Annotated in this window: 20 protein-coding genes and 1 pseudogene; 10 read left to right on the forward strand and 11 right to left on the reverse strand. The window is 67.9% G+C overall.

All coding sequences use genetic code 11. The annotated features are described in order from the left end of the window. Together AQJ54_RS47320 and AQJ54_RS44705 are read left to right on the forward strand one after the other, a co-directional pair. Positions 1–97 (forward strand): annotated as a pseudogene (locus AQJ54_RS47320) (IS5 family transposase); the annotation flags it as partial. Between the two features lie 115 nt (positions 98–212). Further along, positions 213–1,021, forward strand: a protein-coding gene (locus AQJ54_RS44705) for an IS5 family transposase (RefSeq protein WP_428843825.1) whose coding sequence is annotated in 2 segments (ribosomal slippage) — positions 213–555 and positions 555–1,021 — 810 coding nt in all. Because the reading frame shifts where the segments join, the coding sequence is not laid out codon by codon here. A gap of 6 nt (positions 1,022–1,027) precedes the next feature. On the opposite strand, the gene AQJ54_RS42445 is transcribed toward AQJ54_RS44705, so the two are convergent. From AQJ54_RS42445 to AQJ54_RS42455, 3 genes are read right to left on the reverse strand one after another with little or no spacing between them, the layout of a single operon-like run. Further along, positions 1,028–2,137, reverse strand: a complete 1,110-nt coding sequence (locus AQJ54_RS42445) for a glycosyltransferase family 4 protein (protein ID WP_062246930.1) — start codon at positions 2,135–2,137, stop codon at positions 1,028–1,030. Continuing rightward, positions 2,134–3,519 carry a hypothetical protein gene (locus AQJ54_RS42450; protein WP_159055669.1) on the reverse strand — a complete coding sequence of 462 codons (1,386 nt, stop codon included), beginning with the start codon at positions 3,517–3,519 and terminating at the stop codon, positions 2,134–2,136. Before AQJ54_RS42450 ends, AQJ54_RS42445 begins: the two co-directional genes overlap by 4 nt. A 48-nt stretch (positions 3,520–3,567) precedes the next feature. Further along, positions 3,568–4,818, reverse strand: a complete 1,251-nt coding sequence (locus AQJ54_RS42455) for a nucleotide sugar dehydrogenase (RefSeq protein ID WP_062246932.1) — start codon at positions 4,816–4,818, stop codon at positions 3,568–3,570. 66 nt (positions 4,819–4,884) lie between these two features. Here AQJ54_RS42455 and AQJ54_RS42460 point away from each other — a divergent pair, with 66 nt between their 5' ends. Beyond that, positions 4,885–5,658, forward strand: coding sequence for a glycosyltransferase family 2 protein (locus tag AQJ54_RS42460; protein ID WP_062246934.1), 774 nt, complete (start codon positions 4,885–4,887; stop codon positions 5,656–5,658). Between the two features lie 139 nt (positions 5,659–5,797). Here AQJ54_RS42460 and AQJ54_RS42465 read toward each other — a convergent pair whose 3' ends face one another. From AQJ54_RS42465 to AQJ54_RS47325, 5 genes are all read right to left on the reverse strand, one after another. After that, complete coding sequence (locus AQJ54_RS42465; protein ID WP_062246936.1) at positions 5,798–6,700, reverse strand: TauD/TfdA family dioxygenase; 903 nt, start codon at positions 6,698–6,700, stop codon at positions 5,798–5,800. A gap of 186 nt (positions 6,701–6,886) precedes the next feature. Continuing rightward, a complete protein-coding gene (locus tag AQJ54_RS42470; RefSeq protein WP_062246938.1) occupies positions 6,887–8,248 on the reverse strand; it encodes a glutamine synthetase family protein in 1,362 nt (453 codons plus the stop codon). Beyond that, entirely contained in the window at positions 8,248–9,669 is a 1,422-nt protein-coding gene (locus AQJ54_RS42475) for an amino acid permease (RefSeq protein WP_079070323.1), read from the reverse strand. Before AQJ54_RS42475 ends, AQJ54_RS42470 begins: the two co-directional genes overlap by 1 nt. Before the next feature lie 182 nt (positions 9,670–9,851). Beyond that, complete coding sequence (locus AQJ54_RS45965) at positions 9,852–10,859, reverse strand: hypothetical protein (RefSeq protein WP_159055670.1); 1,008 nt, start codon at positions 10,857–10,859, stop codon at positions 9,852–9,854. 46 nt (positions 10,860–10,905) lie between these two features. Continuing rightward, on the reverse strand, positions 10,906–11,832 hold the full coding sequence (locus tag AQJ54_RS47325) for an ATP-binding protein (protein WP_248845598.1): 927 nt from the start codon (positions 11,830–11,832) through the stop codon (positions 10,906–10,908). Between the two features lie 113 nt (positions 11,833–11,945). Here AQJ54_RS47325 and AQJ54_RS42495 point away from each other — a divergent pair, with 113 nt between their 5' ends. The 4 genes from AQJ54_RS42495 to AQJ54_RS47330 all read left to right on the forward strand — a co-directional run bounded on the left by AQJ54_RS42495 (position 11,946) and on the right by AQJ54_RS47330 (position 16,650). Continuing rightward, entirely contained in the window at positions 11,946–13,202 is a 1,257-nt protein-coding gene (locus AQJ54_RS42495; RefSeq protein WP_346265492.1) for a helix-turn-helix transcriptional regulator, read from the forward strand. Next, positions 13,187–13,729, forward strand: a complete 543-nt coding sequence (locus AQJ54_RS42500; RefSeq protein ID WP_062246947.1) for a GNAT family N-acetyltransferase — start codon at positions 13,187–13,189, stop codon at positions 13,727–13,729. Before AQJ54_RS42495 ends, AQJ54_RS42500 begins: the two co-directional genes overlap by 16 nt. Before the next feature lie 139 nt (positions 13,730–13,868). Further along, the gene (locus AQJ54_RS42505; protein ID WP_062246949.1) at positions 13,869–14,603 is read left to right on the forward strand and encodes a prepilin peptidase; all 735 of its coding nucleotides are present in this window, start codon (positions 13,869–13,871) and stop codon (positions 14,601–14,603) included. A 166-nt stretch (positions 14,604–14,769) separates the two neighbouring features. After that, positions 14,770–16,650, forward strand: a complete 1,881-nt coding sequence (locus tag AQJ54_RS47330) for a DUF2637 domain-containing protein (protein ID WP_248845599.1) — start codon at positions 14,770–14,772, stop codon at positions 16,648–16,650. A gap of 70 nt (positions 16,651–16,720) precedes the next feature. Here AQJ54_RS47330 and AQJ54_RS42515 read toward each other — a convergent pair whose 3' ends face one another. Both AQJ54_RS42515 and AQJ54_RS42520 read right to left on the reverse strand, forming a co-directional pair. Then, a complete protein-coding gene (locus AQJ54_RS42515) occupies positions 16,721–20,146 on the reverse strand; it encodes a LysM peptidoglycan-binding domain-containing protein (protein WP_062246951.1) in 3,426 nt (1,141 codons plus the stop codon). After that, complete coding sequence (locus AQJ54_RS42520; RefSeq protein WP_062246953.1) at positions 20,146–20,598, reverse strand: TadE/TadG family type IV pilus assembly protein; 453 nt, start codon at positions 20,596–20,598, stop codon at positions 20,146–20,148. Before AQJ54_RS42520 ends, AQJ54_RS42515 begins: the two co-directional genes overlap by 1 nt. Positions 20,599–20,776: 178 nt before the next feature. Between AQJ54_RS42520 and AQJ54_RS42525 the strand changes: the two genes are divergently transcribed. The 3 genes from AQJ54_RS42525 to AQJ54_RS47335 are packed head-to-tail and all read left to right on the forward strand — an operon-like array spanning position 20,777 to position 23,900. Further along, positions 20,777–21,844, forward strand: a complete 1,068-nt coding sequence (locus tag AQJ54_RS42525) for a tyrosine-type recombinase/integrase (protein WP_248845600.1) — start codon at positions 20,777–20,779, stop codon at positions 21,842–21,844. After that, positions 21,844–22,170: a helix-turn-helix domain-containing protein gene (locus AQJ54_RS42530; protein ID WP_062246963.1), complete on the forward strand. Its 327-nt coding sequence runs from the start codon at positions 21,844–21,846 to the stop codon at positions 22,168–22,170. The genes AQJ54_RS42525 and AQJ54_RS42530 overlap by 1 nt, the downstream gene beginning before the upstream one ends. After that, positions 22,167–23,900, forward strand: coding sequence for a hypothetical protein (locus tag AQJ54_RS47335; protein ID WP_159055671.1), 1,734 nt, complete (start codon positions 22,167–22,169; stop codon positions 23,898–23,900). The genes AQJ54_RS42530 and AQJ54_RS47335 overlap by 4 nt, the downstream gene beginning before the upstream one ends. Positions 23,901–24,084: 184 nt before the next feature. On the opposite strand, the gene AQJ54_RS42540 is transcribed toward AQJ54_RS47335, so the two are convergent. Next, the gene (locus AQJ54_RS42540) at positions 24,085–26,604 is read right to left on the reverse strand and encodes a DEAD/DEAH box helicase (RefSeq protein WP_107121273.1); all 2,520 of its coding nucleotides are present in this window, start codon (positions 26,602–26,604) and stop codon (positions 24,085–24,087) included. Positions 26,605–26,857: the final 253 nt, after the last annotated feature.

Genomic DNA, 26,857 nt, shown 5'->3' on the forward strand with positions numbered 1-26,857 from the left:
CCCCCACCGCTCCGAAGCCATGGTTCACCTCGCGATGATCAACCTCATGACCCGCCGCCTCACCGCCGAATCCACCCCGAGCTGGCGCGGCACATGAACCACCCCAATCCGGCAATCCGGGATGAAACAACGGAGGAAAACACCCTCTTACTGGCTCTACCAAAAGCGGGTTGATCATGTGACTGTCGGCTTGATCGCTCGTTGATGAGGACATGGGGAAGCGTCAGTCGCGGCCGTGGATCGTGTCGGACGAACTGTGGTCGCTGATCGAGCCGTTGTTGCCCGAGCCGCCGCCGAAGCAGGTAGAGGGGCGACCGCGGGTTCCCGATCGTCAGGCTCTGTGCGGCATCTTGTTCGTGCTGCACACCGGGATCCAGTGGGAGTACCTGCCCCAGGAGCTGGGTTTCGGTTCGGGTATGACGTGCTGGCGACGCCTGGCCGCGTGGAATGAGGCTGGCGTGTGGGACCAGCTTCTGCTGAACAAGCTGCGCTCGAAGAACCAGCTGGACTGGTCGCGGGCGGTGATCGACTCTTCCCACGTCCGGGCCGCTCGCAGGGGCCCAAAAGCGGACCCAGCCCGGTCGACCGTGCGCGACCGGGCAGCAAGCACCACCTCATCGTCGACGGGCAGGGGATCCCGCTCGCAGTGTCGCTGACCGGCGGCAACCGCAACGATGTCACCCAACTGCTGCCCCTGCTGGACAAGATCCCTGCAGTGGCGGGAACCGTTGGCCGGCCGCGCAGACGGCCCGACATGCTCTTCGCCGACCGCGGCTACGACCACGACAAGTACCGCCGGCTGCTTCGGCAGCGTGGCATCCGGCCCGCGATCGCTGAGCGGGGCCAGCCGCACGGCACTGGTCTGGGCACGTTCAGGTGGGTCGTTGAGCGGACGATCTCCTGGCTGCACGGCTTCCGCCGCCTGCGCATCCGCTGGGAACGACGCGACGACATCCACGAGGCCTTCCTCGGACTCGCGGTCTGCCTGATCACCCACCGCCACGTCCAGAGGCTTTGTTAGGGCCAGTTAGCAGGTAACCCGGAGCGTCAAGTCGTGAAGCTGGCGGCCGGTGGCAGTGACGTCGTATCGGCGCGCGTTGTGTAGAGCCGCTTTGATCAGGGCGTTCCGTCGATGGAAGTCTCGGCCCATCTCGTCTAGGGCTACGGCCAGCGAGCACGGGTTGCCGGGAGTGTACGGAGCACCGGCGCCCCCGAGGATTTCCCTCACTCCGGGAAGATCGGAGTAGACAACCGGGAGTCCGTGGGCTTGTGCCTCAATGAGGACGAGCCCGAAAGCCTCCAGACCCGTGGTTGTGAAGACCCAGGCGTCGAAGTTCGACAGGCGGCGCCACAGTTCGGCGCGAGGCAGGAACGGATGAAAATGGACCCGATCCAGCAGGCCGAGGTCGATAGCCCGCTGTTCCAGATGCTCCCGTAGGGGTCCGTTGCCGATCACGGTCAAGTGGTGCGGCTGATCGGTGAACGCGAGGGATTCGATGGCGGTGATCGTGGATTTGTTGTCGTCCAGGCGACCGGCTTGTACCAGAGACAGGGGTCCGGTCCCTGCGGACGGCTGATCGCATACATGGGCATCGGCCAGACGGATGCCCCACGGGATGATGGCCATGCGGTCGGTGAACCGGCGCCCAGTGAGGCGGTCGACACGGTCGGCGAGGACGGAGCTCGGGGCGACGATCGCGGCGCTGGCGCCGGCGACTTGGAGCAGGGCCTCGTGTTCCGCCGTGTTGCGCTCGGCCGCCATCACTTCGGGGCCGTGAGCGATGGAGATGATCGGGATGGTGCCGGCGGTGCGACTGAGCGCGACGCTGAGCGCGAACCCGACGTTCTGGGCGTGGATGGCGTCGGGTCGGATCTGCTCGATGAGCGTCCCTACCTCTTGCGTCAGCTCGTCCACGTAGGTGTCGAAGCCGGGGCCCTGGGGTCGTTTCGTCGTGGATAGGGGGATCAGGTGATCGAACGCGGTCTTCAACACCTGATGGACCGGTGTCCGGCCGAGGAAGGTCGTATGGGTGTCGGGCATGGCGCGGTAGAGGTCGCTGACGAGGATCATGCTGCCGGACGAAGGCTCGGACGCGCGGTTGATGCCCGTGAGGATCGTTAAGGGTTTCGTGGTCACGCGGAGATCCCCTCGATGGATGATCGGTGGGCGGGAACCGAGGACGGGGCACTACGGTCCACTGTGACCTGCGGATCGGTGGTGATCACCCGTCCGCGGTTGCGAGGTGGCGCCCACCACGACGCCAGGTGCGGCGTGAGAACCGCGGTGATCTCCTGGGCCGGGTGCAGGAAACCTCTGCTGTCCTGCTGTGCCGTCCACGCCCTGACGGCCGACCGGGGGTAGACGGGGTGAATCCCGATCTCGCCCTTGGGGAGGATGCCGTTGAAGGGCGTGGGGATGCCCTCGTGGTTCCAGTAGTCCCAAGCCTCCAGTGCTTTGGCCTTCTCGAAGCAGTGGTAGAGCTGCCGATAGCGCGGCATGTACCGGATCTCGCGAAAGATCATCTGCCCGATCAGTCCCGGCGCGACGTACCGAAGCGCGCTGAGATCAAGGCCCCGGAAGGTCACCGTGGCCGCGTCCTGGGACGGGTGCAGCGCGATCCGGGCGAACAGATGGGACAGCCGCCGCCGCACGTACTCGGCGACTCCCGGAGCGAGCGCCGGTTCCACGTCGGCGATGAGCTGGACGAGCTGCTGATGGCGCGGATGGAAGCGAGCCAGGTCGAACAACCGGTGCATGCCATCCACGGCGGCGAACGCGAGTCGCTTGTACAGCCAGTTGTTCAGCTCTCCGACTTGGGCGTAGCCCTTGGTCTCCGGAGTCGTGGAGTGGAGCATCAGGTACTCGGACAGCACCTCGAAGTACAGGTAGCCAAGAAACGGTACGGCGGGCACGGCAGCGGCCAATTGGTCGATGAACTCGGGGGCCGCCGTGGCGCGGCCGACTGCGTTGCGCAGGGCTAGGTCGAGGAATCCGGCCGCGGCGCCCAGTCCGGCCAGCACGGCATGGTCGAGCTGGCCGTTCTCGGCCCGGGTGAGAAAGCTCCGGTAGCGCAGGTAGGTACGCAGGTGGATGGCACCGAGACGCAGATAATCCACACCCTTGGTTGGGATCGGAGCGTCCGGGATGACCTCGAAGATCATGGGCGTGGTGTCGGGCTTCGTCTGCATCAGGTAGGCGCCTAGATTGTGCGGACGCATTCCTTCACGCTGACGTACCAGAGGGGAGCAGTACAGGGCTCCGACCAGGCACCCGGTGGAGACGTGCAGCTCACCGCTGGTGCGGATCGCGGCGATGTCCTTGGTGGTGTGCAGCAGGTACATGGGTCGGCCGCTGGCGAGTGCTTCCGCCATCGCGCTGTGTTGGATCAGCCAACCGTTCGGGGTGTCATCTTCCAGGTAGCGGCGCCAGTCGCCCTCGCTCTCGGCTAACGAGGCAGGAGCGGGGCGCTGCGCGGGCCGGGCGTAGTCCGTGTGGACGTGCTCCCATTCTTCACGCAAGGGAACTCCGGGGGTTGAAGTCAGCAGCAGGCCGGGGGAGTTCGGGAGCTAGAGGGTCTCGACGTTCGCTCCGGACAGGCGGTTTCGGCAGTCGAGCACGTACGGCGCGTGCTCCTCGACCATCGCGAGGTCGAATCGCGGATGATCCATGAGAAGAACCACCGCATCAGCGGCGGCCACCTCTTCCGGGGTGGCATCGACCCGGGGCACGTTCAGCCCGGTGTCGTCGTTGTCCGGGATGTTGGGTTCGGCGCCGCGGACATCGGCGCCGAGGCCGATGAGAAGTTCGGCGACACGTGCCGAAGGCGAATTGCGAAGGTCGGTGGCGTTGAACTTGTAGGTCAGGCCGAGCAGCAGAATCCGAGATCCGTTGACCGGCATGCCTCGCTTGTTGAGAGCTTCCACGAGGCGCCGGACGACGTAGTCGGGCATGTGTAAGTTCACGTCGGCGGCGAGTTCCGCGAACCGGAACGGGATGCCAAGCTCCTGCTGGGCCTTCCACGAGAGGAACATCGGGTCGACCGGCAGACAGTGCCCGCCGACCCCCGGCCCCGGAGTGAACTTCGTGAATCCGAACGGCTTGGTCGCGGCGGCGTCGATCGCCTCCCATATGTTCACGCCGAGGGCGTCGGCCAGCATCGCCATCTCGTTGATCATGGAGATGTTGACGAACCGGAAGGTGTTCTCCAGCAGCTTGGCCAGCTCGGCGACCTTCGGCCCTGACACCGGCACCGTGGTCTCGAAGATGCCGTCGTAGAAACCCTTGATCACGTCGAGCGATTTGGCGTCGATTCCGGACACCAGCTTCGGCGTCCCGTCGAACGACCACCGTTTGTTTCCGATCCGCTCGGGGCTGAAGCCGGCCAGGAAGTCCGCCCCGCCCTTGAGGCCCGAGGTCTCTTCCAGGATCGGCAGCAGCAGCTCCTCGGTGGTGCCGGGATAGCTCGTGGACTCCAGGACCACCGTCGCGCCGGGGCACAGGTGTTCCCCCAGTGTCCGGGCGCAGGACTCGATGTAGGTCAGGTCGGGCACACCGTCCCGCAGCGGGGTCGGCACGGTGATCACCGCGATGTCGAAGCCGGCCAGCGCGGCACCGTCGGCGGTCGCGGAGTAGGCCCCGGAGTCCAGCACTGCGCGTAGCCGCGAGGAGTCCACGTCCCGCACGTAGGACTGGCCGGCGGCGAGTTGCTGGACACGGTCCGTGTCCACGTCGTAGCCGACGACACGGTGTCCCACCTCGGCCGCGCGTATGGCCAGGGGAAGCCCTACATAGCCCTGACCAGCGACAACTATCTGCATGGCAGCTCCTACTCGATTCCGGTGCTTGAATGGACCGTCGTTCCTGGTCTGGCAAGGAGAAGTGCTGTGCCCCTGGTGTCGGTCGTGATGCCCGTGTACAACTCGGCAGCCACCCTCGGCGCGGCCGTCCGATCGGTACTCACGCAGACCCACAGCGACCTGGAGCTGCTGGTCACCGACGACCAGTCCTCCGACGCCTCCATGGACCTGCTCCGCGAGTTCGCCAAGCAGGACGAGCGCGTCCTGCCTCAGTCGGCACCCGAACGGGGCGGTGCGGGCCGGGCCCGCAACCTCGCGATCGAGCGGGCCCGCGGGGACTACATCGCCTTTCTCGACAGCGACGACATGTGGCTTCCGGAGAAGACCGAGAAGCAGCTCGCCTTCGCCGCGGAAGGTGATGCGCCGCTGACGTTCACCTCGTACTTCAAGATGGACGCCGACTACGACGGCGAGAGCACCGACTGGGTCCCGAACGGGCGGGTGGTCCGTGCGCGAAAGCACGTGGACTACCGCGCGATGCTGGTCCGAGACCACATCGGTGCCCTCACCGCCATGTACGACCGCAATGTCCTGGGCACGAGGCTGATGCCCGAGATGCGCAAACGCCAGGACTACGCCCTGTGGCTGTCGATCATGCGGGACGGCGCTGACGCCCGGGGCCTGGCTGAGCCACTTGCGATTTACAGGGCCCACCAGGCGGCATCGCTGTCCTCCAACAAGCTGTCGCTCGTTCAATACAACTGGGCCCTGTACCGCCGGCACGAGCGCCTGTCGGTCCCGCGGGCGACGCGGGCGCTCGCCGGCGCTGTGTGGCAGTCGCTGAGCAACTCGCGCATCTAACACCGCGCACGGGCCCGGGGAACCGGGTGCGCGACGGTTTCCGGGGGCGCCCGACCGGCTCCAGTCCCGTGGCCGTGCCGCGTGCTTGGGGGCTGGACCCGGGGGCGGGGCTCGGTGGGTCGCCGGTGCCGTCGGCCGGTTACGCGGCCGAGCCATCGCCGGGCCTTGCGCGTAGGAACAACTGGAGGAGCAGCCGCCGATCGGAGACGGGGACGGTTTCCTGACCGCTGTGGAGCGCCTCCCGACCGTGCAGGAAACGGCGCTGGTTCACGATGAGGTAGTCCCCGGGCTGAAGCATGAAGGAGACCTGACCCCGGACGAGCTCCTCGGCGAGTTCCCTGGCGGCGTCGGCGTGAGCCTGGCCGAGCTCGGACCTCTCCAGCATCTTGGCGGTGAACCGGACGAACCCCTCGCCCGGGTCGGAGCCGTCCAGTATCGGAAACGGCTTGTACTCCTCGCCCACGCCGAACAGGTCGAAGAAGGTCCCGTAGTGGTAGGCCGACTCGGCCAGCAGAGCGCGGCTGTCCTCCGACAGCCGCGCCACCGCCGCGTGGGCGTCGGAAAGGATGCTGGGGCCGCCGCCGAGCGGGTCGCGGCGAACGCAGAGGAGCGTTGTGTAGTCCGGGGGCAGGGTCCCGTTCACCAGGTCCATGTGAAACGCGTTGTACCCGATGCCGCTGGACTTGCCGGGGTCCTTGTCGACCTTGACCCCGATGTCCTTCCAAAGGGGCCACCGCGGGAAGGTCGAGAAAGGGACAGCCACCTCGGCCGCGAAGCCCGTCACCAGCCGCAGGAACCGGTTATCGTCGATCCCCAGCGCCTTGGCGAGGTTTCCCAGGCGCAGGACGGCGTATCCGCCACCCTCTCCGGTCAGCGCGTGGCGCAGGGTCGCGGTGACCTCCTCGAATCGCGGGGCGGCCGTCAGCTCGGTCCGGTACTCCGCGATGGTGGACCGAGCCAGGAACGAACCATCCAGTTCCCACGTCGGGAGAGAAAGGTCGATCAGAGCGGCTTCGAGTTTGCTCGGGATGTCGATGAACACGCGGAGCTTCCTTCTCGCTTGTGGTTTTCGGCGTGTCGTTCTATCCGCTGGTTGTGAGTGGTTCGATTCGCGTGTTGTGGCACCCGGTCCGAAGGGGAGCCACGCCCCCGTTCCCCGACCGCCGTCAGCCGGGGAACGGGGAAGTTCCTGCCGCCGAGGGGGAGTTACACCCGGCGGCAGGGAGTTTCATCGGATCCCGCGCTGGCGCTCGACGTCTGTGACGTGTCTACGCGACCAGGTGAGCTCGGCTCGCGCTGCGTGGGAGTAGTGCCGCACAACATCCTTGTCGAGCAGGAACCCGGCGACGGTGCTGTGCTCGAAGTAGGCGACTGCCTCAGCGAGATCGGCGTAGAGGGGGATGGAATCCTGGTCCTGGTATGCGTCGCCGTCGCGGGCTGGCCGCACCGTCAGCTTTTCCTCGATGCCGTGGGCCATCGCGGCGATGTAGGCGGTGAGCGCAAGATAGGCGTTGGCGTCGGCGCCGGCGAGGCGGACCTCGAGGTGGGCGCCATTGCCGTGGCCAGTGACGCGGATCGCGCAGCCGCGGTGATCGAAGCCCCAGTTGTAGCGGGTGGGGGCGAACGAGTGCGGTTGGAAGCGCTTGTAGGAGTTGACGGTGGGCGCGTACAGCGGGGCCATGTGTGGCGTCGCCGAGATCAGCCCCGCCAGGGCGTGCTTCGTGACGGGTGGCAGATCTTCGCCGCGGCGGTGGGCGAATGCGGGCTGATCGTGCTCGTTCCACAGGGACAGGTGCAGGTGCAGGCCGCTGCCGACACCGGTTTCCGGAGCCGCCATGAAGACCGGCGTCATGCCGTGCCGCTTGGCGACAGCAGCAACGATCTGCCGGAAGACCGCATAGTCATCACATGCGGCGAGCGCGTCGCCGTAGGCGAACGTCACCTCGGCCTGCCCCGCCGCTCCTTCGGTCTTGATGGCCTCGTAGGGGATGCCGGCGTCGTTCAGCGCCTCGCCCAGATGGCGGAAGAAGTCATCGACCACGGGCGGGTGCTGCAGGCCGTAGTCGAGGTTTTCGCTCCATGCCGGTTCCTGGCCGGACGGCCCGTCCGTGTACAGCACGAACTCGGCTTCTACGCCCGCCTTCACCAGATAGCCCAGTTCACGCAGGCGTTCGAGCTGCGTTGACAGCATGTACCTGGGGGCCACACCCACGGGCGTGTCGTCGTCGTGGACAGGAGTGCCGAACACCAGCGCGGTGCCGGGTCGGTGCGGCAGCATGCGGACGTTGTCGAGGTCAGGCGTGACGAGGAAGTCACCGAAACCGTCGGCCCAGCCGGTCAACTCGAACCCGTCCAGGAGCGTCATCTCGATGTCCGTGGCCAGGATGTACGAGCACATCTCAGCCCCGCCTGTCATCCGCTCGAGGAAGACCCGGGCGTTGAAGATCTTGCCCTGGAGCCGCCCCTGGATGTCCGGCACGGCCAGCATGATGTCGGTGACCGATCTGTCGTTGAGCAGGCGCTGAAGCGTCTCCCTGGTCGCCGAGCCTGTGGGCCAGGGTGTATCGGTGGTGTTGGCTGGTGCGTTCATCAGAAACCCTCCAGCAGGGCTTCGCTGCGCTGGGCGGTGTGGGCGGCGGTGAGTTGGTAGTCCCGCTTGCCGCGGGTCAGCCAGGTCCCCCAGGCCAGCAACAGCGCGGCCAGCAGGGTCACCCCGGCGTAGTTGAAGGAGTCCGTGGTGATGGGTGTCGACTGCGGAAGGCAGAACACGATGGTGATGACCGCAACGTAGGCGACGGCGATGACACCGATCGGCATTCGCCAGCGCCCCAGGCTCCACCGGCCGGACTGGTAGGCGCGGCCCTTGCGCAGGGCGAGGAAGATGGGGATGCCGTAGGCCGGCGTCATGCCGACGGCGTTGATCGCGGTGATCGCACCGTAGGCGGCGGGCGACCACAGGGCCGGCAAGGCGAGCACGAACGGCACGACGATGACAAACCACACCGCGCGTGTGGGCGTTTTCGTGCGGTCGTTCACGAGTCGCCAGCTCTGCCAGCGGGGCAGGGCACGACTGCGGGAGAAAGCGAAGACCATGCGGCTGGCGGCGGCGACCTCGGCGTTTCCGCAGAACAGCATGGCGACGATGACGACCAGGAGCAGCGCCTTTGCGCCTGATGCGCCGAGGACGTCGAGGAAGATCTGCGCGGGCGGCACTCCAGTCGCGGAATTCTGCGTGACCGCGTAGTCCTGCATGGCGAACAGCAACCCGGCCAGGAGCACGAACCCGGCCGCCCAGGAGACCCATATGGAGCGCACGATGCCGCGGGGTGCCGACGTCTGCGCGTCGGTGGTCTCCTCAGCCACGTGAGCGGAGGCGTCGTAGCCGCAGAACGTGTATCCGGCCAGCAGGCTGCCGATGAGCGCCACGTAGAAGGGGCTGGAGAAGCCGGTGTCGTTGTGGAAGTGCGTGAACACGAAGCTCACCGACTGGTGCTTAGCCGGGGCGATGGTGAGGGCGCCGACGATGACGGCAACGCCGATCAACTGCCAGTACACCGAGATGGAGTTCAGCACGTTGACCAGGCGCACACCGGCCGAGTTGAGCAGGCCGTGCACGAGCAGGATGCACCCGAAGATGGTCATGGTCGAGCTGTCGGTGGGGGTAATACCCCACTGGAGTTGCGCGAAAGCTCCGGCGAAGGCGGCCGCGCCGTAGTCGATGCCGGCGATCGCGCCGAGCAGCCCGAGCAGGTTCAGCCAGCCGGTCACCCAGCCCCAGCGTGGCCCACCGAGCTTGTCGGCCATGAAGTACGGGCCGCCGCTGGTGGGGTAGGCGGAAACGACATCGGCCAGGGACAGGCCGACCAGCAACGTCATGAAGCCGACCACGATCCAACTGCCGAGCATGACCACGGGCCCGCCGTGGCCCAGGCCGAACCCGAACAGGGACATCCCGCCGGCCAGAATGCAGATGACCGAGAACGAGATCGCGAAGTTCCCGAAGGGGCCCATCCGGCGGGAGAGCTCGGGCTTAATGCCGAGGTCAGCGAGGAACACGTCATCCGAGCTCGGTGGTTCAACCTTGCTGGCACTTCTGTGAGACACCGGGGATCCACTTTCAGAAGGGAAGGGTAGGCGTGGGGACAGAACCGGGAAGCGTTGAGCGCGCTGCACGGGCGGAGGCGCACGACTGCTCACCACAGCGGCCGCTCCCGTAGCGCGGTGGCGCGAATGCGTAGGAACTCCGTCGTCCAGTCGTAGCTGCGGCCCAGGCTGACGTTGATCGTCTGCCATGGCTCCGGGGTGGCGTAGGGCCCCATAGCCTCGAAGACGGTCCGCGCGTCCTCGCCGCAGGCCACCAGGGCGTGCGCGAGGTGGTTGAGATCCGGCAGTGACAGCCATCCGTGGTGGACCGGCGGGACGGACGCGAACCAGCGGTCCCGCGCCTGTCGTGCGTAGTGCGCAACCTGGGCGGTCTGCCAGAACTGCAGGGCGCTCCCCTGACCGTTGCCGTGCCGTTCCCGGTAGACGTCCATGAGCCCGTACAGGGGGAGCATGTCCAACTCGAGGTTGATCGGTTCGCTTGCGACTTCCCAAGCCGCGTAGTGCATGGCGGCGGTCGGGCCGCCGCGGTAGAGGTGGAATTCCCGCATGCGGTGGTGACCCTCCCGGCTGCCGGGATCGCGCTTGTTGATCTCCTCCAGAAGCGGCCACGGTCCCCGGTAGGGCATGGTGGGATCTCCTAGCTGATCCCACGGGATAGGGCGAGATCGCCAATGGGGGTCGAAGTGGTAGGGGTCGAAGGGAAGTTGGGTCAGGTGCAGGAGGCAGATCCACGGCACCGGACAATCTGGCCAGAGGGTGATCGCCTTCAAGCAGGCCTGTATCGCCAGGCCGGCGGCTCGTGAGACCAGGCTCTTGTTCTTGCCGTTGCGATGGGCCTCGATCGCGGCCCGTGTGAGCACCCGTGCCCACATCATCGATGCGTCCGCGCTGTTAGGTTCCTCGTCCCGCCACGTTTTGAAGACGCCGCCCGCTCCCGCCTGCGCGGCTAGGAGTTGGCTGCGCCTCGTGCGCAACGACCAGTTCGGGCCCGTCCTGACCAACAGGTCACGAGTGGCCTGATAGCGCCCCATTTTCAGGTCTTCGAGGGCTGCACGTAGATCTGTATCGGCACCGACCGGGCTCACTATCAGGTTCATGTCATTGGGTGTAGCCACTCGGTCTCCGCCGCGGGTGGAGGTGGCACTAGTCGGTAACGAACCGGGCATGGATGGCCTCGTCGTTGATTGGTGGGGGGCAGTCGAGTATCGAAGCTGTGCTGCAACGTGGTAGCCAGCGAGCGGTGTCTGGCAGAGTGCGCGACGCCGGCAGCGCTGACCAGGCCAGAGGTGGGGCGGCAGCTGCTGTGAAGGGTGGCGAGCGCCTCTTCCAGCGAAGGCGGAACCGGTCGAGCCCGAGCTTCGGGAAAGGCACTGCCCGCTGCGCCAACACCAGCAGACCCGCCACCCAAGTCACGGAAGCGGCAGGCCGGCTTCGTGCCGCCACCCCGCACCCCCTGTGTGCGTGATCAGCCGCCGATTCCCCGGGCCGCTGTGCTGCATCGTGTGCGGTCGGTGCCCGCTGGCAGTGGTGTGTGATGACGTGGTGCGGGCCGGCAGTCAGGTCGTCGGCCGTGTTCTTGCCCAGCCCTGCGCCACTTCCTCGTTCATGGGGCTGGTCCACCAGCAGCTCGCCCCAGACGTGCTTGCCCACGCGGTACATGTCGGTTCCCCAGCGCTCGCAGAGAGCGTCGATCAGCAAAAGGCCCCGCCCGCTGGTGAGGAGATCGGCTCCTGGCCGGGTCATCTCCGGCAGCGCGGAAGCGGTGTCGATGACCCCGATCCGCACGAACCGTGTGCCGGGGCGGGAGATGACGACCTCGATGTACCGGGAGTTGGTGTGCTGAACCGCATTGGCCACCAGCTCGCTCACGAGGAGAACAGCCGAGTCCGTCAGGTGTTCCACCTGCCACGCGTGGAGCGTTGCGCGTACGAGCTGGCGGGCGATCTCGGCGCTCTCCTCCAGCCCGGGCAGAATCGCTGAAAGCCCCGGACTGCGGGTCGGGCAGGGTTGCGCTGACACGATCATCTGAACCTCAGGGGTGTCGGTGTACGACGGCCTGCTGCCAGTCAACGACCCCGGACACCATCAGTGGAGGAAAGACCGGCCTCGCATGCATCGCATGCGACCGGAAATTTCGCGGCGCTCAAGCTGACTGACGGAGCCTCAGTGGCTACCGTGGATGTGTGGAAGGGAACGCGAGCTTCACCACTGCCATGGCCGAGCTGGGTCTGACACAGGTCGAGTTGGCCGAGAAGGTCAACGGCGTGCTGCGTTCTCGCGGATGCGACGGAACGGTCAGCGACCGAACTGTCCGGAACTGGGTGACCGGAAAAACGAAGTGGCCCCACCAACGCCAGCGGAAAGCCTTAGAGGCAGTATTCGGGTGTACGGCTGAGGATCTGGGCTTTCGCCCGCCTCCGGCAAGCTCCATCACGGATCCGGAGTCACCTGTGAGGCGTAGGACCTTCTTCGCCGCTACCACCGGAACTGCTGTTTCCGTCATAGCCGCCGATTCCCGGCCCATGAGGGTGGGTTCCTCCGACGTGATCCGGCTCAGAAGCGGCCTGGACGCACTGATGGCTTTGGACGATAGCCGTGGAGGTCATGAGGGACTGGAGCGCGCGGCGTTGGCCGGTGCGGACGCGGCCCTCGGCAAGCTAGCTCAGGCTGCCTCGCAGCGCGTCCGTCAGCGCTTGTTCTCCCTGGCTGCCGACTACATGGCAACGGCCGCCTGGTCAGCCCTGGACGCCCGAAGACTCCATCAGACTCAGCAGCACCTCGACCGGTCCCTGTACCTGGCCGGGATGGCCAAGGACCCCATTGTGGAGATGAGGGTCTGGAACTCCTACGCGATGCTCGCTCATCAACGGCGCGAGTACTCACAGGCCGTGGACGCCGGATATGCAGCTCAGGCAACGGCTATCACCCGTCGGAATCCGCTGTTCTCCTCCCTCGCGCACGCTCGGACCGCCATCGGCTATTCCAACCTCGGCGATGAGCAGGCCGCCATACGTTCCCTGGGGTATGCCAAGGAGGCCCTGAGCAAGGCGTCCACCGACGAACCCCGGCCGAGCTGGATGGCCTTCTATGGGGATGCTGAACTCTCTGCCATTGCGGCCATCGTGAAAGACCGGATCGGACGGCCTGCGGATGCCGAGGCCGAGTCCCACCGGGCGCTCGGGACGATTCCCCGGCAGTTCCGCCGGAACCGCGCTCTGGCCAGCACGCGGCTTGCTCTGGCCCAGCTCCACCAGCGGGACATCGACCAGGCGTGCGACTCTGCGTCCAAGGTGTTCGACCTCATGGCGGGATACCCGCTCCCCGGCCGCATGCGGACGCTCCTCGGTGACTTCCACCGCGACTTGATCACCCTTGCGCCGGACGCCGGGGTCGCACGAGAGTGGGGAGACCGCTTCCGAGCCGAATGGAGCCGATCTTGAGCGCCGCTGATCTGGTCGTCCGCCGCTACACGCATGACGACCTGCCGAAGATCCGCCAGACGCTGATCGACATACACGCCGACGCCTACGCGGATGCGATGGATGACGAGTTCAACCAGCGCTTCCCGTGGTTCGTGGACAACTGGGGCGGCAACCCGGCCTTCGATTGCGTGATCGCGTACGACGGTGAGAAGGCAGCGGCTTTCGCGTACGGCGCCCCGGCGGCCCCGGAGCGCGAGTGGTGGCGCGAGCACGTGATCCCTGCGCCGGAGAAGCACCAGACCTTCGCCTACTCGGAGCTGGCCGTACGGACCCAGTACCGGAAGATGGGCGTGGCCGAGCTGGTCACCCGGGCCCTGCTCGAGGACCGGGACGATGACTTGGTGGTCCTCCTCGTCGACACCGAACACCCCAAAGTGCAGAAGATGTATGAGTCCTGGGGTTTCCAGAAAGTCGGAGAGCGTCAGCCGTTCGCGGACTCCCCGGTATACGCCGTCATGCTTGCCGAACTGCCCTTGAGTTTCTGACTGGCGGTTTCCCTAAGGCGACAGCCTCAGCCGACGCGAGGGTGTGCACGAACGCAGTGCGGGTAGCGGCATCGCTGGAGCCGAGGCTGTTCCTCCGGTTGAGCGGAGATCGGGTGGGAGTGAGTTTAGGCTCCCTACGGTGGGATTATTCTGGATCACCGTAGCGGCCGTGCTGTGGGGTGCTGGCACAGGCTTGCTGATACCGCGCGTTGTGTACCGGCTCTCTGTGCCGTGGGGGCAGCCGTGGCGGACTGTCTGTCCGGCGGGCCACCCATTGGAGGGGCTCGGGTCGGGGTGGTTGGGGCGGGCTCGTTGCGCTGGCGGGGACCGGTTCGGACCGCAGATGCCAGGTATCTTCGGAGTGGTGGCCATGGTCAGCGGTGTGCTGGCGGTGGTTACTGGGGGCCGTCCCGAGTTGCTGGTGTGGCTGTTGCTCACGCCGGTTGGCGTGGTGCTGGCCATCGTTGATGTCGCGGTGCACCGACTGCCCGACGTCGTCATGTTGCCGTTCGGGGTGTGTGCGGTCGCCGGCCTGGGAGGGGCCGCGCTGTTGCCTGGTGCGGGTGGCAGTTGGCGGGCTGCGTTGCTGGGTTCCCTCACTCTAGGCGCTTGTTACCTGGTGTTGTTTCTGCTCAACCCGGGGGGTTTCGGGTTCGGTGATGTGAAGCTCGCTCCTGCACTTGGTGCTGTGCTGGGCTGGTACGGCTGGGGGGTGTTGCTGATGGGCACGTTTGCCGGGTATCTGTTCGGCGCGTTGTTCGGCGGCGGTCTTCTTCTCGTGCGGCGCGCTGGACGCAAGGCGGCGATCCCGTTCGGCCCGTTTCTCCTGGCTGGCGCTTTCGTCGGGATCCTCTTGGGTTCCCGCACGGTGTGAGCATGCGCGCCGGACGGATCCTGGGCCGGGTTGCGACGTGATCGGCGGCGTTGGGGGTGCGGTAGGTGAGGCAGCCGCCCTTTCCTGTTCTCGTACGCCATAAGCCGACTCTGATGTGGCAGTGTGGGAGCTACTCAGTTCGAATACGAATGAGGAGTGTGGGACGGTGGCCGCGGGGAGGGGCGCGTTAGCCGAACTGACCCGGCTGCATCGGGTTCTTATCGGCGTTGTGCTCGGCGCCACTGCCATCGCGGGGATCGGTTTCGCGGGATCGTATGCGGCCGTTCGTGAGCTCGCGATCAAGAAGGGCTTCGGGAGCTTCAGTGATGTGTTCCCGATCGGTATCGACGCAGGCATCTGTGTCCTGCTCGCTTTGGACCTCTTGCTGACCTGGATTCGCATTCCCTTCCCGTTGCTCCGCCAGACGGCCTGGCTCCTGACCGCGGCGACGATCGCCTTCAACGGCGCAGCGGCCTGGCCCGACCCCTTGGGCGTTGGCATGCACGCGGTGATCCCGGTGCTGTTCGTGGTCGCCGTCGAGGCAGCGCGGCACGCGATCGGCCGGATCGCCGACATCACGGCCGACAAGCACATGGAAGGAGTCCGCCTCACCCGCTGGCTCCTCTCGCCGATTCCCACCTTCCTGCTCTGGCGCCGGATGAAGCTGTGGGAGCTGCGCTCCTACGAGCAGGTCATCCGCCTCGAACAGGAACGCCTCGTCTACCAGACCAGTCTCCACGCCCGCTTTGGCCGTGCCTGGCGCCGTAAGGCCCCGGTGGAGGCACTGATGCCGCTCCGCCTTGCCCGCTACGGCGTTCCCCTCGCCGAGACGGCCCTGGCCGGGCTGGCTGCCGCCGGCATCGATGAGCCGCTGATCCAGTTCACCGTCGAGCGGGCCACGGTTCCCACCCAGCGGCAGAGCGGTGAACTTGAGGCCGCCGTCGACCAAAAGCAGGACCCCGTTAACGGGGGTGGCGGGCGGCGAAGGCCGAGGTCGCCGGTCGCAGCAGCGCACCCCGAGCAGACGCACATCCCTGGAAATACGAGGAACGCCCAGCACGTCGCGAACGCCTACGACGACTGGGTGGCCGCCTTTGGATCCGAGCCCACGAGTGCGCAGTTCGCTCTCTGGCTCCAAGACCGGTACGGCATCGCGACCGCGGCCGGTGGGCCGCTGTCCGATGAGCAACTCGAACCCCTGCTGACCCTCTTCAAGGAGCGTCACGCGCCCTCCGCCGATCCCCAGACAGAGGAGGGTCTACAGGGCGTGCGTGACGGCTGGGACGACTACTTCTACAACGCCTGGCTCGCGTACGCGCAGGAGCACGGTGTCTACCCCGATGCCGCGGCCCTCGCCACGTACCTCTACGGACGGGACCAGATCACCGGCGGAAACGGTCAGCCCATCACGGCCCAAGACCTGGAGGACTTCGTCTTCACCTTCCGCCAGCGTGAGTTCGACGAGGCGGAACCGGCGCCCGATGATCTGGAGATTGCCGGCTCGGTTGAACTCCTCCTCAACGCTGATGAGCCCGAGCAGACTCCGGCCAGCCCCAGCCCCAGCCCCAGCCCCAGCCCCCTCGCCCAACCGGCCAAGGAGAACCGGCCCTCGCGGGTGAGCGCCGCCATCGGCACCCCGCGGCCCGGGACGGAAGACTCAGCAGGGCAGCGAGCGGTCCTCACCACAGTCGACCGCTACTACCAGGCATGGATGGAGTACCAAACCGAGCATGGTGAGGAACCGACAGCTGATCAGCTCTCCCCCTGTCTCCCGCAGAAGAACATGCACGGCCGGGGCGGCAAACCTGTCAGCCCCGCCACATTGCGCCGGTACTTCCTGCCGTTCCGCGTCTACAACGTCTGGGCCGAGCACCGGCTGCGCACCGGGCAGCCGCAGGCGGACGCCATTGCCCGGGACTGTGCAGCCCGTGGCATCACCGCCCAGTACAACAAGCCCGTCACCGCCGGCTACATCACCGAGAGCACCGCCGACTTCGAGCGCCGCCGGCAGGCCCTGCTACGCCATCACGCCGACGCCCAGCAGTAGCGCCCCAGCCACGGTGCGCCGTTGCGAAGCAGCAACCCGCGACGCGGATCAAGCCGTGTATTCGGAAGACCTAGAGGGCCTTGCCCGCTGGGCCCGGGCTGAGCAGCTCGCTGATGAGCTGCTCGGTCTCCGTCTCCAGTGAGCAGTCGAGCGAACGATTGACCTGTTGCACGCGAGTGATCGCGGTATGCAGTCCCTGCCGATTGCCGGCCGCATGCTCGATCCGCAACCAGTCCCGATACAACAGCTCTGCTGTGTCATCGACGTCGAGACCGGTCGCGACGGCCTGACGAGCCGCGCTGAGGTCGTGGTGCAGACCTGCGGGCGTGCGGTACGTGGCCACGGTGTGCGCGACGTCGATGATGCGCGTGACCATTTCCTGCTGGTACGGCTCAGCCCAGGGCAGGGGCTTGCCGCCGAACGGTCGGCCCCGCACCAGGGTGAGCGCCCTCTCCAGATCGGTCAGCCCGGCCGGGCCCAGCGGCAGGGCACGCTCGACGAGTTGAAGGAAACGGGTCCAGTCGCAGCGCACGCCGGGGGAGAGCCGGTAGGGACTGTCGCCGGTCTTGCGGCGCGGCACGTAGGGGTCGCCGGCCGGGTCGTTCCCCAAAGAGCGGCGCAGGCCCTGCATCCGGGCGTTGAGGGTGCTGAGCGACCACGGGCTGACGGGATCCATGTCGGAACACAACGCGTCGGCGCTTCGCCCGGTCCGGAAGAACAGCAAGGCGGCGAGTTGCGCCATCCTGGGTCCGTGGCCGGTGCTGTCCACACCGGTCACCTCGACCGGGCCCAGGACCCGGATCTCCGGCGCGTGCAGGTCGTGCGCCTCGCACTCCTCCTTGCGTTCCTCAGCGGAGTCCTGGTGGGCACCAGTCTTTTCGGCCTCTTGTCCCGTGGTGTCCGCGACCGCTATGGGCGCGCGGGCCGGGGACGCTGTGGTGGTGTCTGGGCTTGGCTGGGCGTCGGCCTGATCCGGCTTCGTGGGCAGGAGACGAAGTCCAGCGGGATCGGAGGTGGCGGCGAGCAGAGCAGGGAACACGTCGCCGCCCACGTCCGCTGCCTCTGACAACGAAGGACTCGGAGTAGCGGGCATGGATGCGATGGGTTCCTCCGATACGCGAGGATCCGGCTGCTGCACCGTCTCGGGCTCAGCCGGGACGTCCTGCCAGGGGCCCTCAGCAGGGTGGGACGGTTGCCCGGACACCTTCAGCGCGGTGGTGATCTGTATGTAGGCGGCGTGCTCCAGACGCTGCACCGTGATATCGGTGCCGGTGTAGTGGAGGTTCTGAGGCTCGCCGAGTGAGGCGTTGAGGATTTCCGCCTCAGGGAAGTGTGCTGCCGCGGAACTGGCCGGAGCGACCAGGGCGACGGGCACCGTGCCGGACTTGTCGATGAGATCGGCGAACTGCCAGGCCGTGTCCGCGTCCAGAGACGACGCGCACAGCAGCAGATACGGCTGATGCTGGGTTTCGGGCATCTGGTGGGCTTCCAGCAGCCGCTCTGACAGATCGCGCAGTGCGTGGGCGGCCTGCCGCATGTGGGCAATCCGCGCGGTGGGCAGAAGCTGCGGCAGGTCCTCACCGAATCCGATCGTCACGACCTCGACGTCACTCGCCCACGGGCTCATCCCGAGCTCCAGGGCGAGAGAGGTGCACACCTCGGAGATGTGGACCGGGTTGCCGTCCAGCAGCAGCGCTGGCAGCTGCGCGAGGTTGAGCAGCACAAGCTCACCCGCCTCGGTGCGGCCGACCGTGACCAGCCCTGGAAATGGTGCAGGCACCTCGCGGGCGGCCGACTCGTCCAGGAGGACCGCATCAGAGGGCAGGATCCACCAACCGGCCTGTCCGGAGACGAAGGGTGCTTGCGCCTCCTGGGAGAGATCCTCGGGCAGCGCCTCCACCGCGCGGGCGCCGATCCGTGCGGCCCGCAGCGGCGGCACGAGCTCAGGGTCCTCCTTCTGGGCAGCCCGGTGGGCCATGGTCCGCAGCGCTACGTCCAGGCGGGTCGCGCCGTCCGGTTCGGCGGCGGCCGCCAGCTGGGCTTCTGCGGTGGATGTCTCCGGCGCGATAGCGATCTTCTCGCCGGGCCTGCGGCGGCGGCGCTGCAGCGTCCTGCGCAGGGCGAGAGCTCCAGTGATGGCGGCGGCCAGGAGCGCGCCCGCGCCGAGAACGGTGCGCAGGTTCAGCGGGTCGTCGGCTGGGGCCGTCTTCGGGGACTCGGACTTCGTGGCGGCGGGTGACGAGGCAGTGGAGCCGGACGACTCAGCCGATGGCGCGGCGGAGGGCGTGACGCTGCTGCTCGGCCTGGGCGTCGGGGAGGCTGGTGCGGACGGGGAGGTCTGATCCTGCCTGCCGTCCTGGGCGGGGCGGCTCGCCTGAGTACTGGGAGCCGACGCTTCTGGTGCGGGAGCAGCGGTGCGGCTGGGCGCAGGCGCCTGTTCCTTTGTGCTCCCGCCCGGCGTCTGCGTTCCGTCTGGGCTGTGCGTGGCTGGGGGAGTGGCCTCTCGGCTCTCCGACTCATCGACGTGCTCTTGGGGCGAGCGGTCGGGCTGGGCGCCGGGCACAGTGATCTGCTGTCCCGCGTAGATGACGTCCGGGTCGGAGATGGCGGGCAGCCCGTGCGGCTGCGGCTTGTTCCGGTTCGCCTCAAACAGGCGAGGCCACTGGTCACCGTTGCCGAGCTCGTCCTCCGCGATCTTCGACAGGTAGTCGCCGGAGTGGACCGTGACGACATGCTCGTTCTTCTCGCCGGCAGCCGGGACGCCGTCCTGCGGCTGCGTCCGGATGCCCCCCGCGGTCTCGGGCATCTCCAGCTGCCAGCCGGGCTGCAGAAAGCTGTTCGCGCGGAAGACTTGTCCATCGACCATGGTCCGGCCTTCGTTCAGGTCGGCGATCTCCCGCCACCGTTCGCCGTCTCCCAACTCCTTCTCGGCGATGCCCCACAGGCTCTCCGCGGGCCGCAACTCGCGCACCGTGTACGGCGTGGGGGACGTCGAGGTACTGACGTCGGACGCGGGGGGCTGATCGGCTGCGATGGTTTGCTGGGCCTGCGTCATCTGGCCAGGCATGGGGGCTGCGGTCGCGGCTGGAGCGGCCTGCGCGTCGGAGGCCAGAGCCGAACTCGTGGGCAACAGGACCAGAATGCTGCCGATCAAAAGTGCGGCGGCCCGCTGCGAGGAGCCCAGACCGCGCGGGGCGCGCCAGGTACGGCCACGCAGCTGTGCGATCAGCTCGCGGACGGCGCAGAACGCGAACTGCGCCCACCCGATCCAGCCCACCGCGACGAGTAGCAGCAGAAACACCGCCCCGGTGTCCTGCCGGTCCAGCAGGTGCATGAGGTCGTCGTGGGTAGCGTCCCAGATGGCCGGGGTGGCCCAGGCCAGCAGCAGCGGCAGCCCGGCGACCGCGGCGGCCAGGACGATCAAGCCCAGCACGGCCTTGAGGACGCGGGCCAGGGTGCGGCCGGCCGTCGGGTCGGGGGAGGGGGTGGTGCGCATCAGTTTCCTTCAGGAGCGGTGACGCCATGCAGGAGGGTGGCCTGGCCATGGCCGGTCACCGACAGAGAGCCGATCCCAACCACCGACAGAAACTTCGTGTCGTAGGAGCTGGTGACGTTGACGGTGAGGGTCTTGCCGTCGCCGGACACGCTGACCGTGCCGGTGGCGTCGGCGGAGCGCAAGTAGGCCTGAGCGGCGACAGTTGCGTCCTGCGGATCCACGACGATTGCGGTGCCGTTGATGGCCTCGGCGGGATCGATGGCCTGCCCGCCCGCCCGGGCCGCTTCGCCGGCGACGTAGTCGGCGCGTTCCGTGGCGCGCATCTTGCTCCCGCCGTCCACGGCGACACCGATGATCCCGATCAGCGCGATGACGCAGACGGCGACGAACACGGTGATGCCTCCGGCGTCGTCCAGCCGAGTTCTCCAGTGGCCTGCGTGAGGGAAGATCATCAGTCACCCCGTGTGCGAAAGGCCTTGGGTTCGTGGGTGGGCGGGTTGGGGTGGCCGGGTGGTGTGGGCTGGGGGTTTGGGGGTTCGCTCGGTCGGTGGGTTTGACCGATGGTGTTCACGATTGCTGAGGGTGGTGCCTGTATCCAGGAGGGGTGTAGAGCGGGGCGGGGGAGTGGTGGTGTTGAGGCTGGTGCATTCGGTCGGTGACGAGTGTGGTGAAGGGCCGGCCGGGTTTGAGGGGGAGTTGGTGGACCGGTTCGTGCTGGCGGGGATGGGGGCGGGGATCTCGGATCGGTCGCTGGCGGATGACCGGTCCGTGGTGGGCGACTTGGTGCGGTCAACCGGCCGGAGGGTGTGGGAGATCGGGGCCCAGGACGTGGACGGATGGCTGGCCTCCCTGCGGCAGGAGCGGCACCTGGCCCGGTCGACGGTCTATGACCGGGCGAACACCATCGCCCGGTTCTACAACTTTCTGACGCTCCGGTACCAGCGGGAGATTCATGCGCGGACGGGCTGGGTGGTGGTGCAGCCGGTCGATGAGTTCAACCGGCCCCGGCACGCCGGTTACGGCCTGGTGCGTGTCCCGCCGTCGGTGGGGGAGGTGGAGGCGTTGTTCGAGGGCTGGCGGCGCGAGCTGCCGGGGGCGCGGAAGTATCTGCCGGCGGTCAGGAACTATGTGGTCGCCTCGTTGTGGCGGCGGGTGGGGCTCAGGCTGAACGAGTCGGTGATGCTCGATGTGGGGGACTGGCACCCGGATCTTGGCAGGTTCGGGAAGCTGCATGTCCGCTACGGCAAGGGCAGTCAGGGCCAGGGACCCAGGCCGCGGCTGGTGCCGGGCATCGACGGGGTGGATGTGCTGCTCCGGTGGTGGCTGGCCGAGGTGAGGCCCCAGTTTCCGGGTGACCCTGCGGATCCGGGGGCGCCGTTGTTTCCCGGCGAGCGCCGTAGCGCGGGCGGCCGGGTGGGTGCGCAGGCCCTGCGGTCGGGGCTGGCGGGGGCTGTGGAGCGGTTTTTGCCCGCGTGGGCGGGCCGGTTGTCCCCGCACGGGCTGCGGCATTTCTGCGCGTCGTCGCTGTACGGGCGGGGCGTGGACTTGAAGGCGATCCAGGAACTGCTGGGGCATGAGTGGCTGGCGACCACGACCGGCTACATCCATGTGCGCACCGAGCACATCGAGCAGGCGTGGGCCCGGGCCAATGAGCGGGTCGCCGGCCGGCTGAGCCTGGACGCGGGGCGGGGGTGCTGATGCGGTGGACGCTGCGGGAGCGGGCGGCCGAGCGCGGGATCACGACGTCGGCCGAGGTGCGCCGCCGGCTGGCGGCGGCGGGCCTGTCTGTCAGCGCGGGGAAGATGTCCGGTCTGTGGTCGGCCACGCCGGTCAGTATCCGGCTGGACGATCTGGAGGTGATCTGCGCGGTGCTGGGCTGTGACCCGTCCGGCCTGCTGAGCTGCCAGACAGCACCGCCCGCGGTCCGGCCCGGCCAGGCCGTGCCGGCCCCGGCCGCGGCTCCGGCTCCGGCTCCGGCCTGGGAGCGGCGCGGCCCGCGTGGCCGGCCGGTACCGCCGCTGTGAGCGCTGCCCCTATCCGGGCCATGTGCAGCGTGTGCCGGCAGCGGCCGCCGGCGATGCCGCGGGTGGAGTTCTGTTTCACCTGCTGGCCGGGCGGCCCGGTCACCGCGCCGCCGTGTCTGCGCTGCGGTTCACGCCGCCTCTACTACGCGACAGGGCTGTGCGAGCGCTGTCACCCCTCCGCCGTCCCGCCCCCGGATTCCTGTACCAACTGCAAGGCGTGGGGCGCCACCCGCAACCTGGGCTGGCTCTGCAAGGGCTGCGCGTCCTGGTGCCGCAAGTACACGACCACGGCCGCCTGCACCGTCTGCCGGCACGACGCGGTCCTGGACGCGCAGGGGATCTGCCGGCTGTGCCACAAGCAGGCCACCTGCGCCCGCAGCGCCCACGCCCTGATCTCGTGGCAGGACGTCACCCGGTCGGGGCAGCAGCTGTTCTTCGCCGACCTGTTCTCCAGCCGCCACCGCGGCGCCCTGATCCCCGAACCCCGGCCGCTGCGCCCGGAGCCGCTGCCACCTGCCACCTACCAGCAGCCGGCCCTGTTCGATACGGCCCGCACGCTGCGCCACCGCGGCACCGTAGGGCTAGCCCGGCGCGCAGATCCCCACCTCGCGGCGTGGGCCGAGCAGTTCACACGCGAGGACGCGGCCCGCTACGGCTGGAGCGTCGACCTGACCTGGCGGGTCCGCACAGGCGTCAACATCGTCGTGGGCTTCCTCCAGGCTCCCGGTGCCGTCCTCACCGCCGATGACGTCGCCGTACTGGTGGAGGCCAACCTCCCCCACAAGCACGTGACCGCCGTCCTCGAGCGCGCCGGCCTGCTCCAGGACCACCGCATCCCCGCGGTCATCGCCTGGGCCGAGCAACAGATCCTCGTCCTGCCCCCGGCCATGGCCGGCGAGGTCCGCATCTGGCTGGCCGTCATGCACGAGGGCAGCGACGTGACGCCGCGACGCCGACCCCGCTCGGAGTCCACCATCCGCCTGCACCTGCGCTCGGCCCTGCCCGCTCTGGCCCGGTGGGCAGCCGACGGCAAGACCTCTCTGCGCGAGATCACCGCCGCCGACGTGCGCACCGCCCTCCCCCCGGCCGGAGCTCCTCGATCCCGGATGAGCCAGGGACTGCGCTCGCTCTACCGCGTCCTCAAAGCCCGCCGCCTGGTCTTCACCGACCCGGCCGCCCAGGTCACCGCCGGCTTCCCCGACCCCACCATCCCAATGCCCCTGGCCGTCGGACACATCCGCGCCGCCCTCGACTCCGCCGACCCCGCCCGGGCGCTCCTGTGCGCACTGATCGCCTTCCACGGCCTGACCGCCCACCAGATCCAGCACCTGCAGCTCACCGATGCCCGCAACGGCCACCTCGACGTCGACGGACGCCGCATCCCCCTCGCCGACCCGGTCAGCCGGCGCCTGGCCACCTACCTCGACCACCGCTCCCGCCGCTGGCCCGCCACGACCAACCCCCACCTGTTCGTCCACTTCCGCAGCGCCACGACCGGCACGCACGTCGGCCACCGCTGGATCAACCTCCACCTCGGCCCCCACCTGACCACCCGCGCCCTGCGCAACGACCGCCTGCTGGACGAAGCCCTCGCCACCGGCAACGATCCCAAACACCTCACCGACCTGTTCGGTCTCAGCATCCGCGCCGCCCTGCGCTACACCGGCACTCCCACCCACCCCGACCTGATTCCTCCACAGCAGGACGAACCACAGCACCGGCATCCGTAACCGGCCCCGGAGACGAGTACAGGATGCGAAGACGCCCGGGGCGAGGTCCCTGGCTCCGCCGCCGACAGCGCACCGCCGTCGAACAGCCCAGGAGCAGGGGCCAGCGACAAACGGCTCCAGGAGTTCGTCGACGGCCAGTAGAAGGCCAGCATCGCGGTCAACTAGGGCCGCCGAGACAGCCACGTCACCAGCGCATACCCAGGGCACTAAGGGCATCACGGCGTTCCGGGCTGAGTTTCGCGGCTCGACGTCGAGCGTTGGAGATGAACGCCCCGAGTCCCAGCAACTCGCCGTCGACGTCTTCGCGGTGCTGGCGAGGCACCGTCAGGTGCCCCTCGCGGGCGTGGAACTGCCGTGCTGCGGCCATGTTGCGCTCCCACAGCTCATCCTGGCTTCGCCGCACCGGCACGACCGCTTCGTCCTCGCCCAAAGGCTCCACACCGACGCTCTCCAGCAGGTACTGCTGCGCCGGCATCAGCCGATCCCACCCGACCCGCTGCCCAGCCACCCAGGCTCCGAGGTCTTCGCCCTGCACGATCACCTCTCCCGCCCGGGCCGGGAGCGCGCCACCAGCCTGCACGTGAGCGCGAGTGAGCCGATAGCAGCGCTGCCACGCGACATCCCATCCCTCCGGCGCCCACCCGGGATCGATCTCCGCCAGGGCCTCCATACGGCTCTCTGAGAGCTCCCCGGCGCTGGAGATGCCCGCTTCCCCGTTCGCGCGGCGTACGGCGTTCTCCCGCGTCTTCTTGGCGGCAGCCCGCTGGTTCTTGAGCCAGGTGCCCAGTGGATAGCCGTCCCAGACGACGGTGGCGCCGGGCAGGCAGTGGCCGTGGACGGCTGCGTAGTCGCGGGCGACGGCGAGGCCGGCGTCCCACGCGGAGGCGTGCACCGACCACACCATGCCGAGCTGCTCCAGCTCACTCACGCGCTTGGCGTCCAGCGTGCCCTCGCGGTGGTACCGGCGTTGATCGGCCACCCACACCCCCAGCGGATGCCCGCCGATGCCCGCCCCCCAGTCCTCCGGCGCGACGAACGTGAACGGCACCCGCAGCTCGCTCTCACCGGTCTCCCGCAGCCACCTCCTGGCGGCCTCGATGCCGCGCCGCCAGTACGCGCCCTCGGGGTCGATGACCCGCAGGCGCACGAACTGCGCAAGGGCGGCCGGGTCGCGTTCCTCGCTGAAGCGCAGCACCCCCGCCGCCGCGGCGCCCACCGCTGGAACGACGTCCTGCTCCTGGACCTCCTCGCCGACGTCGTCCTGGCCCGCCTCGTCCCTACTCAACTCGCCGATCTCGCCGTCGCCTTCGGCGGCAGGGCGGCTGTTGCGCAGCCGGGGATCCGCGAGAGCTTCGATCGTCTGAGCATCGTGGGCTCGGAGGGCTCCGAGGACCTTCGTCAGGCTGTTGTAGGCGTCTGAGGTGAGGAGTTCATTCGGATCTTCGTCCGGCCCGAGGAACACCGGAACGATCAACGTCGCCAGTTTCCCGTGATCAGGATTGAGGCGCAGAGCACGTCCGACCATCTGCACGATGTCGACCATCGACCCCCGCGCGTCCGCGAATAGGACTGCGTCGCATTCGGCAGTGTCGACACCTTCTCCGAGAACACGGACGGAGGAAAGAACCCGCAATTCCGCCCGCACATCACGACCCTCGAATTCCGGCCCGCCCAGGAAATCTGATGCGAATTCATCGAGCACTTTGCGGCGGTGTCCAGGGGCATGCTCGCCGTACAGCCACTCCGCCCACACCTGCTCCACGGACGGGTAGGTGTCGGGGTCGTCTTCGGCCAGCCGGCTCGCCGTCACCGGGACCGCGGCCGCCATCGCCTCCGCCTCACCCACCCGGCTGTGGAACGACAGCACCCGACGGAACCGCTCCTGGACGGCCGCGCGCATCAGCCCTGTCTGCACCGCGGCCAACCGCGCCCCGCGCACGGCGTCCGAGCCGGTGTCCTCGCTTGTCAACGCGGCGTACAGGTCGGGATCGCGGATATCGAGGCACAGCACCTGGTACGGCGCCACGATGCCCCGCCCGATCGCCTCCGACAGGGTCAGTTTGTAGGCGACCGATCCGAAGACGGGGGAGCCCTCCTCCATCGACGCCACCATCCGAGGCCGTTCGCCCTCGGCCTGCCACACCCGCGGCGTCGCCGTCATGTACAGCCGGCGCTCAGCAGGAAGCTGCGCCTGGTCGTGCACGGCCGCCCACGGCTTCAGACCATCCCCACTGGTCCTGTGGGCCTCGTCCACGACCATCAGGCTCCACACCCCCAACCCCGCAGCGTGCGCCCGCTGAAGAATCCCCATGCCCACCGACGCATACGTCGCGAAGACGGTCACGGTCTCCAGCCCGTGCATCCACTCCACGAGCTCGTCCGGGTCCGTCGTACACGGCAGACCCTGACTCTCCTCCGCCCGCAGCGAGCACACCCCGACCATGGCGCCGGACCGGCCCGCACGGCGCCACGCGCCGGCCATCTGCGTCAGCAGGTCCAGCGTCGGCACCAGCACGAGCACCCGCCGGACCGAAAGCCGCTGCGCCGACTCTGCGGCAATGAGGGTTTTACCGGAGCCAGTGGCCGCGATTACCTGCGTCCGCATTCCTTCGGGTGGCATACGGCCACTGGGCGGCGTGCCGAGAAAGCGGACCACGTTTTCGACGGCCTCAACCTGATGTGGACGCAATTCCACCTGAGTCACGGATCCTCGCCTTCTGAAATTCTAGAGGAATTCGACTGCTATCCCAGAATTGATCCGGGATTTCAAAATAACGACTTCTATCGAGCGAACCCTACGGGAGATAGGTACTCTGTCATCTTCCCAGATTCTATCCGAGCAAGATAGTGACGCACTAGCTTGATAGGAAGTGTCTAGAAGTGATCGGCGAGGATCCGCCACGCCGATACTGGCACGGCATCAACTGAGCCAGACCACCCCCTCACACTGCTGCGGC

The organism is Streptomyces griseorubiginosus, from assembly GCF_001514195.1.
GTDB classification, from domain to species: domain Bacteria; phylum Actinomycetota; class Actinomycetes; order Streptomycetales; family Streptomycetaceae; genus Streptomyces; species Streptomyces griseorubiginosus.

Coding starts and splice junctions, on each gene's coding strand:
- AQJ54_RS42455 (WP_062246932.1), bottom strand. CDS start 4,818: ATGCAGATAGTTGTCGCTGGTCAGGGCTATGTAGGGCTTCCCCTGGCC.
- AQJ54_RS42470 (WP_062246938.1), bottom strand. CDS start 8,248: ATGAACGCACCAGCCAACACCACCGATACACCCTGGCCCACAGGCTCG.
- AQJ54_RS42475 (WP_079070323.1), bottom strand. CDS start 9,669: ATGGGCCCCTTCGGGAACTTCGCGATCTCGTTCTCGGTCATCTGCATT.
- AQJ54_RS45965 (WP_159055670.1), bottom strand. CDS start 10,859: ATGAACCTGATAGTGAGCCCGGTCGGTGCCGATACAGATCTACGTGCA.
- AQJ54_RS42500 (WP_062246947.1), top strand. CDS start 13,187: ATGGAGCCGATCTTGAGCGCCGCTGATCTGGTCGTCCGCCGCTACACG.
- AQJ54_RS42515 (WP_062246951.1), bottom strand. CDS start 20,146: ATGCGCACCACCCCCTCCCCCGACCCGACGGCCGGCCGCACCCTGGCC.
- AQJ54_RS42520 (WP_062246953.1), bottom strand. CDS start 20,598: ATGATCTTCCCTCACGCAGGCCACTGGAGAACTCGGCTGGACGACGCC.
- AQJ54_RS42530 (WP_062246963.1), top strand. CDS start 21,844: ATGCGGTGGACGCTGCGGGAGCGGGCGGCCGAGCGCGGGATCACGACG.